This is a genomic window from Mucilaginibacter sp. 22184 (assembly GCF_052045695.1).
Lineage (GTDB): Bacteria > Bacteroidota > Bacteroidia > Sphingobacteriales > Sphingobacteriaceae > Mucilaginibacter.
Genome location: NZ_JBQEPI010000001.1, coordinates 686,502 through 699,404 on the forward strand (window position 1 = coordinate 686,502; position 12,903 = coordinate 699,404).

12 protein-coding genes and 1 pseudogene are annotated in these 12,903 nt (G+C 45.9%); 10 read left to right on the top strand and 3 right to left on the bottom strand.

Translation table 11 applies throughout. From position 1 onward, the window contains the following. Positions 1–126 precede the first annotated feature (126 nt). Positions 127–1,365 (top strand): DEAD/DEAH box helicase, encoded by a 1,239-nt coding sequence (locus ACTJKG_RS02910; protein WP_172334352.1) that lies wholly within the window; start codon positions 127–129, stop codon positions 1,363–1,365. Then, positions 1,362–2,363, top strand: coding sequence for a glycoside hydrolase family 43 protein (locus ACTJKG_RS02915; protein WP_172334351.1), 1,002 nt, complete (start codon positions 1,362–1,364; stop codon positions 2,361–2,363). Before ACTJKG_RS02910 ends, ACTJKG_RS02915 begins: the two co-directional genes overlap by 4 nt. Before the next feature lie 795 nt (positions 2,364–3,158). Here ACTJKG_RS02915 and cysM read toward each other — a convergent pair. Together cysM and epsC are read right to left on the bottom strand one after the other, a co-directional pair. Beyond that, the gene (cysM, locus tag ACTJKG_RS02920) at positions 3,159–4,031 is read right to left on the bottom strand and encodes a cysteine synthase CysM (protein WP_440738299.1); all 873 of its coding nucleotides are present in this window, start codon (positions 4,029–4,031) and stop codon (positions 3,159–3,161) included. Between the two features lie 185 nt (positions 4,032–4,216). Next, complete coding sequence (gene epsC, locus ACTJKG_RS02925) at positions 4,217–5,026, bottom strand: serine O-acetyltransferase EpsC (RefSeq protein ID WP_172334349.1); 810 nt, start codon at positions 5,024–5,026, stop codon at positions 4,217–4,219. A gap of 1,212 nt (positions 5,027–6,238) precedes the next feature. Between epsC and ACTJKG_RS02930 the strand changes: the two genes are divergently transcribed. The 8 genes and pseudogenes from ACTJKG_RS02930 (at position 6,239) to ACTJKG_RS02965 (ending at position 11,357) form a co-directional block, all read left to right on the top strand. Beyond that, a complete protein-coding gene (locus tag ACTJKG_RS02930; protein WP_172334348.1) occupies positions 6,239–6,568 on the top strand; it encodes an ArsR/SmtB family transcription factor in 330 nt (109 codons plus the stop codon). 51 nt (positions 6,569–6,619) lie between these two features. Continuing rightward, a complete protein-coding gene (locus ACTJKG_RS02935; protein ID WP_440738300.1) occupies positions 6,620–7,186 on the top strand; it encodes a DUF6428 family protein in 567 nt (188 codons plus the stop codon). Between the two features lie 18 nt (positions 7,187–7,204). After that, positions 7,205–7,609 (top strand): annotated as a pseudogene (arsN2, locus tag ACTJKG_RS02940) (arsenic resistance N-acetyltransferase ArsN2); the annotation flags it as partial. Between the two features lie 30 nt (positions 7,610–7,639). Next, on the top strand, positions 7,640–8,071 hold the full coding sequence (locus tag ACTJKG_RS02945) for an arsenate reductase ArsC (RefSeq protein ID WP_253952193.1): 432 nt from the start codon (positions 7,640–7,642) through the stop codon (positions 8,069–8,071). Then, positions 8,061–9,128: an ACR3 family arsenite efflux transporter gene (arsB, locus tag ACTJKG_RS02950; protein WP_440738301.1), complete on the top strand. Its 1,068-nt coding sequence runs from the start codon at positions 8,061–8,063 to the stop codon at positions 9,126–9,128. The genes ACTJKG_RS02945 and arsB overlap by 11 nt, the downstream gene beginning before the upstream one ends. 214 nt (positions 9,129–9,342) lie before the next feature. Continuing rightward, entirely contained in the window at positions 9,343–10,137 is a 795-nt protein-coding gene (locus tag ACTJKG_RS02955; protein WP_172334344.1) for an NIPSNAP family protein, read from the top strand. A gap of 81 nt (positions 10,138–10,218) precedes the next feature. Continuing rightward, complete coding sequence (locus ACTJKG_RS02960) at positions 10,219–11,106, top strand: sugar phosphate isomerase/epimerase family protein (RefSeq protein ID WP_440738302.1); 888 nt, start codon at positions 10,219–10,221, stop codon at positions 11,104–11,106. A gap of 113 nt (positions 11,107–11,219) precedes the next feature. Beyond that, positions 11,220–11,357, top strand: coding sequence for a hypothetical protein (locus ACTJKG_RS02965; protein WP_172334342.1), 138 nt, complete (start codon positions 11,220–11,222; stop codon positions 11,355–11,357). Here ACTJKG_RS02965 and ACTJKG_RS02970 read toward each other — a convergent pair. Further along, the gene (locus ACTJKG_RS02970) at positions 11,340–12,848 is read right to left on the bottom strand and encodes a S41 family peptidase (RefSeq protein ID WP_440738303.1); all 1,509 of its coding nucleotides are present in this window, start codon (positions 12,846–12,848) and stop codon (positions 11,340–11,342) included. The genes ACTJKG_RS02965 and ACTJKG_RS02970 overlap by 18 nt on opposite strands. Between the last annotated feature and the right edge of the window lie 55 nt (positions 12,849–12,903).

Below are 12,903 nucleotides of genomic sequence, written 5' to 3' on the forward strand. Positions count from 1 at the left end.
CTCCCCAAATCCTTGCTCCAAAAGTTCTTTACTTCATAAATCCTTACTCCATATACCCTTGCTCCAAAAATCTTTGCTCATTGTCCTAAAAATCTATACCTTGCGTAACACACCAAGTAGAACATAGTGACGTTTCAGGATTTCAATTTTAACGAACAATTATTCGAGGGCATACAAAGTATGGGGTTCAACAACCCAACCCCCATACAGGAAATGGCCATACCCGTAGTTTTAAAAGGCCACGATCTTATTGCCTGCGCGCAAACCGGCACCGGTAAAACCGGGGCTTATTTGCTGCCCGTGCTCAATTTCATCAGCAATAGCAACAAGCACCATACCAGCGCCCTTGTTTTGGCGCCCACCCGCGAACTGGCCCAACAAATTGACCAACAGGTTGAAGGGCTGGCCTATTTTACAGGAATCAGCTCCATAGCCGTATTTGGCGGCGGCGATGGTGCCGTTTATGAACAGCAGCGCCGGGGCATTCAAAATAATGTAAACATTATTATAGCCACACCCGGCCGGCTGATAGCCCACCTTACATCGGGTGTTTTAAAGCTGAACCATCTTACCCACCTGATATTGGACGAAGCCGACCGAATGCTGGACATGGGTTTTTCTGACGATATCAAAAAGATCATCAGCTACCTGCCTAAAAACAGGCAAACACTGCTTTTTTCGGCCACAATGCCCGGTCGTATCCGTGCGCTAGCCAAGGCTATTATGAAGGAGCCAGAGCAAATCAATATTGCCCTATCGCAACCCGCCGTAGGTATCGATCAGCAGATCTATCGTTTGCATGATCAGCAAAAAACGCCTTTGCTACAGCTTATCCTTCGCGATTCTGCTTATACCAGTACCATCATTTTTGCATCCCGTAAGGAGATCGTAAAAGCACTGTATAAAGAACTGAAGGCAATCAACATCAAGTCAAACGCATTTCATTCCGATTTGGAGCAACGCGAGCGCGAAGAAATATTGTTACAATTCAAGAACAAGCAACTGCCTGTAATTATCGGTACCGATGCCCTTTCGCGCGGCATTGATGTGGAGGGTATCGACCTGGTGATCAACTATGATGTACCCGGCGACCCGGAAGATTATATTCACCGCATTGGCCGTACAGCCCGTGCTGCCACTACCGGTACTGCTATCACATTTGTAAATCACCGCGATGAGCGTAAATTAAAAAGCATTGAACAACTGATAGAGCGTCCCATTCGCCTGGTTGGCCTTCCCGATGAACTCGCGGCTATTCAGCCAACCCATACCCCAGGCACTGGCCAGAGCGACAAGAACAAGAAACCCAACAGGCGCTTTAATAAAAAGCGGCCAAAGAATAATAATACCAATACTCAAAAATGAACAGGAGCGTAGCTTCAAAGCTGGTTTTGCAGATACTATTAGGCGCGGCATTGACGGTGCCTACACTAAACATTTTTGCACAGAGCAAAAAAACGTCGGGAAATCCCGTAGTTGAAGGCTGGTATGCCGATCCGGAAGCCAAAATTTTCAATCACCAATACTGGCTGTATCCAACCTACTCGGCCAAATATAATGAGCAGGTTTTTATGGATGCCTTTTCATCGCCAGATCTGGTGCATTGGACAAAACATGCCCGCATTATTGACACCAGCGGGGTTAAATGGGTGAAACGTGCGCTTTGGGCTCCTGCCGTTACCGAAAAGGATGGCAAGTACTATATCTTCTTCGGCGCGAACGACATCCAGAACAATAATGAAAAAGGCGGGATAGGCGTGGCCGTAAGCGACAAACCCGAAGGCCCATTCAAAGACTACCTCGGCAAACCCCTTATCGATCAGATCATTAACAAGGCTCAGCCTATCGACCAGTTTGTTTTCCGGGATGATAACGGCCAGTACTATATGATATATGGAGGCTGGGGCCAATGCAACATTGTGAAGCTAAAGAACGATTTTACAGGTGTTGAACCTTTTGACGACGGCGTAACCTATAAGAAAATAACCCCCGAAGGCTATGTAGAAGGCCCCGTGATGTTTAAGCGCCAGGGCAAGTACTACTTTATGTGGAGCGAAGGCGGCTGGACCGGCCCGGATTACCGGGTGGCTTATGCTATTGGAGATACCCCATTCGGGCCATTTAAGCGTATCGGCACTATTTTAAAGCAGGATGCCAGTATAGCCACCGGCGCGGGACATCATTCGGTGATCAACGTACCGGGTACCGACGAATGGTACATTGTTTACCATCGCCGGCCGCTTACCGAAACAGACGCCAATCACCGGGTGATGTGTATAGACAAAATGTATTTTGATACCGACGGTACCATCAAGCCAGTGAAGATCACCAACGAAGGGGTGACTGCCAGGAAACTGAAGTAACAAAACTTTTTAAACCACTAATTTTAACATTTTTTTAGTCAAAAACGGGGCAAAAACGCCTGCTTTTTGGCTACTTTAACAAATTTTTAACGCCATTTTAACACTTTTTAACAAATTTTTGACGGGTTTTGAAATGTTTAAAAAGTATTAATTTACTGTCTATCAAAAACTAAAAAAACAAGTCGGTTTTTGACCTTGTTTTTCTCTTAACCAAACAGCCCGCTTATCTTTTCAGGAGATAAGCGGGCTGTTTGGTATATAAATATACGAAAAATTACCGTAGCATTTGGTGGCGGTTTTTAATTATTGAATTACTGATTTAGTGAATTATTGATTGAAAACAACGGCTCTTCTTCTGTCAGCTTCTTAATTAGTGAGTTTTCTTCCCCATCGGCAGATAAGCTTCGGGCGAAAGCGGGCAGAACAATGGTGGGCTTGTGCGGCTGCGGGGCATAGCAAGTTTTGCAGAAGCGCGGGGCTTTGCGTGAACGAAGTTGGGCAAATAATTGCAGCCCGGGTTCTGTCCGATTTGCGGGGTAGAGGCCTCGTGCGGCAAAGAAGCATTTCTGCTGACAGCCGTTATTCGCAGTTATTTATTTTTATCGGTGCTCATTATCTCGCTACGCTCGGTCTGGTTACTTTGTGGTCACATACGGCGAAGCCCTCTTGAGTACCTTAAAAAACAAACCACAACGAAAAACGTAAAGGCCCTCCCGCGGCCAAGAGCGGGTATGCGACAAGCCTATCGGCGAGTAGATCCTTCGTTCCTCAGGATGACAAAATTTTAATTCCCAATCACCCAAACAAATCACTACTCAAATACCTGTCGCCCCGGTCACAGCAGATAAATACGATAAGGCCTTCTTTGAGCTCGGCAGCCAGTTTGATGGCGCCGGCTAATGCGCCGCCGCTGCTCATGCCGGCAAATATGCCTTCCACTTTGGCCATATCGCGGGCCATTTGGGTAGCTTCCGCCTCGGAAATATCCATTATGCGGTCAACCCGGCTGGCATCAAATATTTTGGGCAGATAGGCTTCGGGCCAGCGGCGGATACCAGGAATGGATGAACCTTCGGTAGGCTGGCAGCCGATGATCTGTATGTCTTTATTTTTGTCTTTAAAATAGCGGGAGCAGCCCATAATAGTACCCGTTGTACCCATGGCACTTACAAAATGAGTAATCTTGCCATCGGTATCGCGCCATATTTCGGGACCGGTGGTTTTGATGTGGGCTCCGTAATTATCCGGGTTGGCAAACTGGTTCAGTAGGAAATAACCTTCGGTAGCACCTTTTTCCTCGGCATAATCGCGGCAAAGCTCAATACCCTCTAATAAGGTCACTTTGGCTCCGTAGGCCTCCATGGTTAAGGTGCGCTCACGGGTAGAGTTGGAGGGCATCACGAGCTCAATTTCTAATCCAAACAAGCGGGCTATCATCGCCAGGGCTATACCTGTATTGCCGCTGGTAGCTTCAATGAGTTTGGTGCCGGGTTTTATATCACCACGCTCCATAGCGCTGCGGATCATGTTGAGCGATGCCCTGTCCTTCACGCTGCCGCCGGGGTTATTACCCTCCAGTTTGGCGTATATTTTTACGTTGGAGTTGGGGTTTAACTTTTGTATTTCAACCAGGGGCGTATTTCCTATTATATCAATAATGCCTGCCATAATTTTTATTTTGGAGTATCAAGTTGTTGAGTTCGTATCAAGTAGCTAGTATCAAGTATCACGACTTTTTTTCTTTTTTCATACAATTTTTCTGTCTTGATACTTGATACTATTCCATTCCTGTCTTGATACTTGATACTAACTACTTGATACTTGATACTAACTACTTGATACTATTCTAAAAATCACACTTCATCACTTTTCAGTGTCCGGTGACTTGGGGTGTGATATACCCTTGAATATGGCGGTACGCTTTTAGTAAGCCACACGTTACCGCCGATAAGACTGTTATGCCCAATAATGGTTTCGCCTCCCAGTATGGTAGCGCCGGAGTATATCACCACATGATCTTCCACCGTTGGATGACGTTTGGTATTGGCCATACTTTTATCCACGCTCAGCGCGCCCAGGGTAATGCCCTGGTATAACTTTACATGATTGCCAATAATGGCGCTTTCGCCTATCACAATGCCGGTACCGTGGTCTATATAAAAATACTCGCCTATCTCGGCAGCGGGGTGTATGTCGATACCTGTTTTGGAGTGTGCGTATTCGGTGAGTATCCTGGGTATCAATGGCACATGATCTACATACAAACTATGCGCCAGGCGATACATGGATATAGCTAAAAAGCCTGGGTAGGTACGTACCACTTCAAACTCGCTTTGGGCTGCCGGATCGCCGGTAAAAATGGCCTGAATATCGGTATTCAATATCCTGAACAGCTCTGGCAAGCCTTTAAAAAACCGGGCAGCACGTTCTTTATTATCACAATCGTCGCAACCTTTGGTTACTTCCATCATGTGGCACAGCTCATTCTCCAGCAGGGCAAATTCTGCCTTAAGGGCATCAATATCGGCAAATATCTTTCCCGTTTGCTCCGGGTATAGCAAATGAATTACCTGGAGCGCCCAGCGGGTGATCTCCTTGTTCGACGGCACGGCCTCAAGCCTTTGCTGCTTGCTAAAAATTTGCTCGTAAAAATCCTCACTCATGTTTTATGCGGGCTATTGTAGGAAACAGCGCGTTATTAATGCAAGTTTAGGCAAAAGAATGTGTTTTGTATGTAAAAAGCGCTACTTAATTGATAGATATACATGTTTAGGGAAATTCTTTTGTCATCCTGAGGAACGAAGGATCTGTTGTTGAATATACCAGGAGCAGTATAGATAAAGAGGGGAATTGCGGCATTAAGGAGAAACGAACAAGCAATATCTTTAGGATAATCCATGGATTGCATGGCGTATACCCGCTCATGGCCGCGGGAGGGCCTAGTTACTTTTGTCACCTCAAAAGTAACCAGACCGAGCGTAGCGAGATAATGAGCACCGATAAAAATAAATAACTGCGAATAACGGCTGTCAGCAGAAATGCTTCTTTGCCGCACAAGGCCTTTACCCTGCAAAGCGGACAGAACCGTGGGCTGCTAAACCTTACTCCACTTCGTTCGCTCATTCTCCACGCTTCAGGTAAGGTTCGCAATGCCCTTACAACCGCACAGGCCCACATTGTTCTGCCCGCTTTCATCCGAAGCTTATCTGCTGACTAAAAAACAAAAGAAATCCCGGTAATCCTAAAATCCAATAAACGGCGCAGCCCTCAACGGAGTTAATCATGGTTCAGACAAAAGCTTATCTGCTGACGGGGAAGAAGGGGAATCTTTTACAATATGTTTGTCATGCTGAGCGGAGTGAAGCATCTATTTAAACGATATGCCTATTTAAGAATAGATCCTTCGTTCCTCAGGATGACAAGTTAATTTAATTGAGTAATGAAGAAATCATGTAAATCCTTTGATCCTATAAACGGCGTAGCCCTCAACGGAGTTAATCAAGGTTCAGACAAAAATCAATAATTCACTAAATCACTAATTCACTAATTGCTCCCCGCGTTAGGAATAGCAGCGGATACCGGCCCTGCGCCTAAGGCCTGCAGGCGTATGAGCGGATAGCCCGGGCCGAAGGCAACGCCCGGATGATGCCCTTATTAACAATTTGTCTTTTCAAAAGAATCAATAATTAATAGAAGCATCTTTTAAGCAATATGCATGTTTACGAATAGATCCTTCGTCCCTCAGGATGACAGACTGTTTTAACAGAGAGATCAAGGGTAAAACAAAATTCAATAATCAAGGAAAGCTTCCGGCACCTAAATAAAAAAATTATTTTGACCGGATCGACATTAATCGTAATATTGCAATATATATTATGGGAATCACCAAAACAGAAATATTTACCGAAGAGCAAAACAAGCTGGCCGTGCAGTTAAAAGCCATAGCGCACCCTGCACGTATTGCCATATTGCAGCACATCATAGCGGCTAAGGCCTGCATCTGTGGTGATTTGGCCGACGAGCTTGGACTGGCACAGCCCACCATTTCGCAACATCTTAAAGAATTAAAAAATGCGGGGTTGATACAGGGTACCATAGAGGGCGTGAGTGTTTGCTATTGTATAGAGCCTAAAGCATGGGGCATTTTACAAAAGGAGTTAAATGCGTTGTTCTCATCATATAAAGATGTGAATAACTGCTGTTAAAATTTTTTAAACCAATCAATCGTAATATTGCAATAATAAAATATAGCCATCATGAACAAAGTAGAAGCTGTCAATTGGGCAACATTTAAAGAGAAACTGTTACAGCATCCCGGGCTTGACCTCCAGTTTCAATATGCCGAAGATAAACTGGTAGACGCGGCATACCATATTACCGAAATTAAACAGGCGCCCATTACGTCTGTTGATTGCGGTGGTGTGCTGAACACCTGGACAGAGATCATTATACAATTATGGGTTCCCGAAGGCGAACAGCAGGAACGATCCATGAAAGTAAAAAAGGCCTTGTCTATTGTAGATATTGTGGAAAAAATGCTGCCTCTTGACCCCAACGGAACGGTTAAAATAGAATTTGGCAATTCGGAGTTTGATACCCGCCAGATGTTTCCGGGAGATATGATCGTGACTGGGGATAGCCTGATCATCGACCTGCGCCCGGATGCCGTACAATGCAAAGCTATTGGTCGCGGTGGGAGTTGCGGTACTAACGAAAAGGGCGAGGAATGCTGCGCCTCCGAGTCTGCAAAACCAAAGGTAGAGTTAAAGAACCTGGCTATAAAAGCCGAAGCTTGCTGCACCCCCGGCGCAGGCTGTTGCTAAATATTTACGAATACAGATATGATCATTGAACAGGCACAACCTTACCGGCAGGAGATCATCGCATTGCTGGAGTCGCAAAAGCTACCGGTAAATGATTTTCCGGATAATTTAAATGATTTTCGGGTAGCCATACAAAACCAGAAAGTTGTTGGCGTTGCCGGGGTGGAGATTTACGGAGATTTTGGTTTACTGCGCTCACTTGCCGTACATCCACAATTCAGAAACGCGGGTATAGCGCATCAACTACTGCAGAGCATAACTGAGGAAAGTCAATCAAGAAGCCTTGTAGCACTTTACCTGCTTACAGAAACAGCGTCGGACTATTTCGACCGGAAAGGTTTTCTCCGCATCACCAGGGAGGAAGTCCCGCATGAAGTACGGCTATCATCCGAATTCAGCCATGTTTGTCCGGTTTCGGCCATCGTCATGAAAAAAACACTAAAAACTCAAAATATGAAGAATGTATTGGTGCTTTGCACCGGGAACAGTTGCCGCAGCCAGATAGCCGAGGGCTACCTACGCCATTTTGCAGGCAATAAGGCCAACATTTACAGCGCCGGGATCGAAACGCATGGTGTTAATCCGCGGGCTATCGACATCATGAAACGCGATGGTATCGACATCTCGCATCATACCTCCAACAATGTAAACGAGTACCTGGATATCGATTTTGACTATGTGATAACCGTTTGCGACAACGCGAAGGAGAGCTGTCCATACTTCCCCACCAAAGCCGTTAAGCTGCATTATAATTTCCCCGACCCGGCAAAAGCTACCGGCACTGAAGAGGAGATCATGGCGCAATTTGGAAAGGTGCGCGACATGATCAGGCAATACACCCAAAACTTTGTAAACCAAAATTTAAAACCATCCCATGCCGGTTGAACATTGTGCCCCGGCTGCGGAACGTAAAAAGCTGAGCTTTCTGGACCGCTATCTTACACTCTGGATATTTTTGGCTATGGCTGTAGGGGTAGCAGTAGGCTATTTTATTCCTTCATCGGCCGGTTTCATCAATTCATTTTCCAGCGGAACGACCAATGTTCCCTTGGCTATCGGTTTGATCCTGATGATGTACCCACCCTTGGCCAAAGTAAAATATGAAAACATGGGCCAGGTATTTAAGGATACCAAAGTATTAAGCGCCTCGTTGGTGCTCAACTGGATAATAGGACCAATACTGATGTTCATTTTGGCGATAACCCTGCTGCGCGACCACCCGGATTATATGGTGGGCTTGATCCTGATTGGCCTGGCCCGCTGCATAGCTATGGTAGTAGTATGGAACGAGCTTGCCGAAGGAAACCGCGAATATGCCGCCGGACTCATTGCCCTCAACAGCATTTTCCAGGTATTGCTGTACAGCGTTTATGCCTGGGTGTTCATCACCATTTTGCCACCGCTGTTCGGTCTTAAAGGTTTAGCCGTTGATATAACTATGGGCGAAATAGCCAAAAGCGTTGGTATTTACCTGGGGATACCTTTTGCGGCTGGTATCATCAGCCGGTACACACTCATAAAAATTAAAGGCGAGGCCTGGTTTCAGCAAAAATATGTGCCTTTTATTTCGCCGGTTACTTTGATTGCCTTGCTGTTTACCATTGTGCTGATGTTTAGTCTTAAAGGCAGCCTCATCATACACATTCCGCTGGATGTTGTCCGGATAGCTATCCCGTTGGTTATCTATTTCGCGGTGATGTTTGTGCTGAGTTTTTTTATCGGTAAATCATTCGGTGCCGATTATTCCAAAAGCACCTCCATCGCGTTTACCGCCACGGGGAATAATTTTGAGCTGGCCATAGCAGTTGCTATCGGCGTATTCGGCATCAATTCCGGCGAAGCTTTCGCGGGCGTTATCGGTCCGCTGGTGGAGGTTCCGGCTTTGATCGCTTTGGTTAACCTGGCTTTCTGGTTCAGGAAGAGGTATTATGCAGACAGGTAGCAAAACGGGGCCTGTCACCCTGGGCCCCGTCGAAGGGTAGAGCGAAGCAAGAGCCTCACCCAACCCTCTCCTTTGGAGAGGGCTTTAAAATACTTTTTTGAAGTCTCCCCCTTTGGGGGAGATTTAGAGGGGGCTCTTCCTCGCAATGAACACATTCTTTATTATCCTTTTCCCTTTATCTTGCTACCTTTATTTTATTAACCACATCTAACCCATGAAACGACGTTCATTTCTGAAAGCCTCGGCTTTAACAGCCGCGGCAGCCGGTATATCAACCCAAAGCAGTATGGCAGCCATAACTAAAGCAAAAAGTGAAACCGAATTTTACGAGCTGCGCACCTATATTTTAAAAAACCAGGCGCAGCAAAAAATGGTAGAGGATTATTTTCAAAATGCAGCCATCCCAGCCCTCAACAAATTGGGGTGCAAACATATCGGCGTATTCAGCGAGCTGAAACCCGAAGGGCAAACCAAAATTTACGCGTTGATCCCTTTTGATAACCTGGCCGATTTTTTGGCCGTACAGGAAAAACTAAACCTCGACCCGGTTTACCTGGAAAAAGGAGCCCCTTATTTAACTGCCCCTGCCAGCGAGCCGGCTTATGAGCGCATCGAAAGCTCCTTATTAAAAGCCTTTGCGCACATGCCTAAAATGGAGGTGACCAAAAAAGGACAGCGCATTTTTGAGCTTCGTCGTTACGAGCACGCCACCGAAAGTGCGGGCAAAAAGAAACTGGAAATGTTTAACGATGCCGGCGAGATTGATATTTTTAAAAAGCTGGGTTTTGCCCCCGTATTTTTTGGTGAAACCATCATTGGCGATCATCGCCCCAACCTTATTTACATGATCACTTTTGACGATCTGGATGCCAAGGCCGCGCATTGGAAAGCTTTTGGATCCGACCCGGAATGGAAAAAGGTAAGCAGCATTCCCGATTATTCCGATGCCAAATTGGTATCGCATATTACATCAACATTGTTACAGCCAACAGCGGCTTCGCAGATTTAATTGATATCGATGAGATAATAATCGCTTGCTTTTAGTGTTCATAATACACTATATTTACATTAACCAATTAAAAGTAAATCGATGATAACCACCAGACGTTCATTTCTCAAAACTTCGGCATTACTTTCGGCCGGACTTTTAGCGGCTCCAAACCTGTTTGCTTACGATAAAAAATATATCGGCCTGCAATTATATACTGTGCGCGATGCCATGGCAAAAGACCCGGCGGCGGCGCTGGCCAAGGTTGCCAAGGTTGGCTATACCTCTGTTGAAGGTGCCACCTATACCGGCAACGAGTTATTTTACGGCATGGATGCCAAAGCCTTCAAGGCACTTTTAAAACAAAACGGACTGATCATGCCAAGCGCGCATTACCGTTTGGGCGAAGAGCAGGTGAACGGCGCATCACAAAAAGGCACCATCCTGAACGATTGGGAAAAAGCAGTAACCGACGCGGCCGAGGTTGGCGTAAAATACATGGTATGCGCCTATTTATCAACACCCGAGCGCGGCAACCTGGACCACTATAAAAAAATAGCCGAAGATTTTAACAAAGCGGGCGAGGTGTGCAAAAAAGCGGGCATACAACTTTGCTACCATAACCACGATTTTGAATTTATACAGGAAAATGGCAAATATCCATACGAGATCCTTTTAGAGGCTACCGATAAAAACCTGGTGAAATTTGAAATAGACCTGTACTGGTTAACCAAGGCCAACCAGGATCCTATCGCTTTAATTGATAAGCACCCGGGCCGTTTCCCGCTGTGGCACGTAAAAGATCTGGATAAAACTCCTGAGCGCAAATTTACCGAGGTAGGCAATGGCATCATCGACTTTAAAAAGATATTTACCCAGGCCAATAAAGCGGGCTTAAAATACTTTTTTGTAGAGCAGGATGTTTGCCCCGGCGATCCTTTCGATAGCATCGCGCAAAGCATAAGCTACATCAAAAAGAACTTAGTTTAAAAATACTGTTACAATAGCACATTGTGCACAAACCATCGTTTTATATATAAAGCGATGGTTTTCTTTTATTATACCCGGTCGCTTCTCCTGCGTGGATTTTAAACAATAGGAAAATGAAGATCGATATCAATATGATAAAAGGGCTGCTGATAGCATTGGCAGTATCTTTCCTGTTTGCCTGCGCGGCAGAGGCACAGCAGGGCAAACCAAGGCCCCTGCTTAAACAGCAGGAATTAGCGTATCAGGCTTAAGGCCTTTTTCAGGTCGGGATCTGTGTTATTGACGATATCCTGCGGGCTGTATTCCACCGGATAATCAGGCATAATGCCTCGTCCAAACGAATAGCTCCTGGCGGCCGATACAAAGCGCATCCACGGAAAATCAACAATAACACGGGTATTGGGCAAAGTTAAGTGCTGAATAGTGCCACCGCTGCATGCCTGCTCATTACCGGCGGTTTCGCGGCCAATAAACACTACATTTTTACGCTGGGCTCTCAAGGCCGCCGTAAACAAGGCTGCCGATGAAAAGGTGGCGCCATCAATCAAAACATACAATTTGCCGGTATAATGATCGGATTTGAATAAGGGTAGTTTCCCGTACAGCTGCCCCCAGGCCGTGGGTTTAAATTTAATGTGGTAATAGGTGCCATCCTCGGGGCCCGGCTCAAAACCTTCGTTAAAGCTTGATGTGCGGGCAGTATCAAAATACCGCTCAAACCTGCTCACAGCCGGGTTGGGGATACGGGCCTTTACATCCTTTACAATATAAAAAGAATTATCAGCCAGGAAGGATAACAAACGGATGGCCACGCGAATATCTCCGCCGGTATTGTGCCGCATATCCAGTATCAGGTTTTTAATCTTTCGCTCACGGATCTGTTTAAAAGCCTCTTTATAAATATTGGTATCCACATACTGATAAGGCTGGGTCACAAACCAGGCGGTTGAGCTGTTTTTTAAAAAACGGAGCGCTAAATGCCCTGTACCTTTTGCCGCTGTCCATGCAGCAAGGTTGTTGGCTTTTGTTTCCGAAGCATTTTCTGCAGCACCCGGGGTAAGGGCATCTAATGTAACCGTTTTTAGCTGCCCCTGTTTATTACGCAGCGTAAGCCGGTAAGGGGGCTGCCAATGATAATATTTATTGCAGGCATCCTCAAAGCCACCGTATTCGCTCAAAAAAACCTCTTTAAAAGTTTCGTTATAACCATCGCCGGCATACAGATCATAACCATGATCAACAATGGCGGCAACGGGTGTATTGTTCATACTGATGATCTCGTCGCCGGTTGCTAATTTATGGGTATGATGCGTGGTGATCCAGGCGTGGTGGTTTTTCACCAATACTTCAAACAGCAGGTGCGGCGGATTTGGGCCAGATGGTTTATACCCAACCGGGAGCCTTACCTGCGTATGCCCGCAGCGCACATTACTGATAAAGGGATAAACATGGGCTATAAAATCGGGTGCAGATAAGGGCTGATTGATAGAAGCCACAACCTGGTTGTAAATCAAGCGCATGCTATCCCGCGAGGTAAAAACACCGTAGGCAGGATGCATCTCTTCAATAACCGACCACAATATCCCCAGGTCATCGTGCATAGCTTTTACCGATAGTCTGCGACCAGCAGTATCTGCTCCTGCATCTTGTTTTTTAGCCCCGGCCCGGTAGCAGCCCGATGCCATGAGTATAGCACATAAAAAAAGCAGGATTGTAAAAACCGGTTTAAAATTTGTTTTCATTGCAGATAGTTAGCCCTGAAGCGCTCTAAAGATAATAAAAAGAGAAATATCCGCC

What these genes read in the sequence shown, in the direction of transcription:
- ACTJKG_RS02970 (WP_440738303.1), bottom strand. Translation starts at nt 12,848, where the DNA reads ATGAAAACAAATTTTAAACCGGTTTTTACAATCCTGCTTTTTTTATGT.
- ACTJKG_RS02965 (WP_172334342.1), top strand. Translation starts at nt 11,220, where the DNA reads ATGAAGATCGATATCAATATGATAAAAGGGCTGCTGATAGCATTGGCA.
- ACTJKG_RS02915 (WP_172334351.1), top strand. Translation starts at nt 1,362, where the DNA reads ATGAACAGGAGCGTAGCTTCAAAGCTGGTTTTGCAGATACTATTAGGC.
- cysM (WP_440738299.1), bottom strand. Translation starts at nt 4,031, where the DNA reads ATGGCAGGCATTATTGATATAATAGGAAATACGCCCCTGGTTGAAATA.
- arsB (WP_440738301.1), top strand. Translation starts at nt 8,061, where the DNA reads ATGCCGGTTGAACATTGTGCCCCGGCTGCGGAACGTAAAAAGCTGAGC.
- ACTJKG_RS02935 (WP_440738300.1), top strand. Translation starts at nt 6,620, where the DNA reads ATGAACAAAGTAGAAGCTGTCAATTGGGCAACATTTAAAGAGAAACTG.
- ACTJKG_RS02930 (WP_172334348.1), top strand. Translation starts at nt 6,239, where the DNA reads ATGGGAATCACCAAAACAGAAATATTTACCGAAGAGCAAAACAAGCTG.
- ACTJKG_RS02955 (WP_172334344.1), top strand. Translation starts at nt 9,343, where the DNA reads ATGAAACGACGTTCATTTCTGAAAGCCTCGGCTTTAACAGCCGCGGCA.
- epsC (WP_172334349.1), bottom strand. Translation starts at nt 5,026, where the DNA reads ATGAGTGAGGATTTTTACGAGCAAATTTTTAGCAAGCAGCAAAGGCTT.
- ACTJKG_RS02960 (WP_440738302.1), top strand. Translation starts at nt 10,219, where the DNA reads ATGATAACCACCAGACGTTCATTTCTCAAAACTTCGGCATTACTTTCG.
- ACTJKG_RS02945 (WP_253952193.1), top strand. Translation starts at nt 7,640, where the DNA reads ATGAAGAATGTATTGGTGCTTTGCACCGGGAACAGTTGCCGCAGCCAG.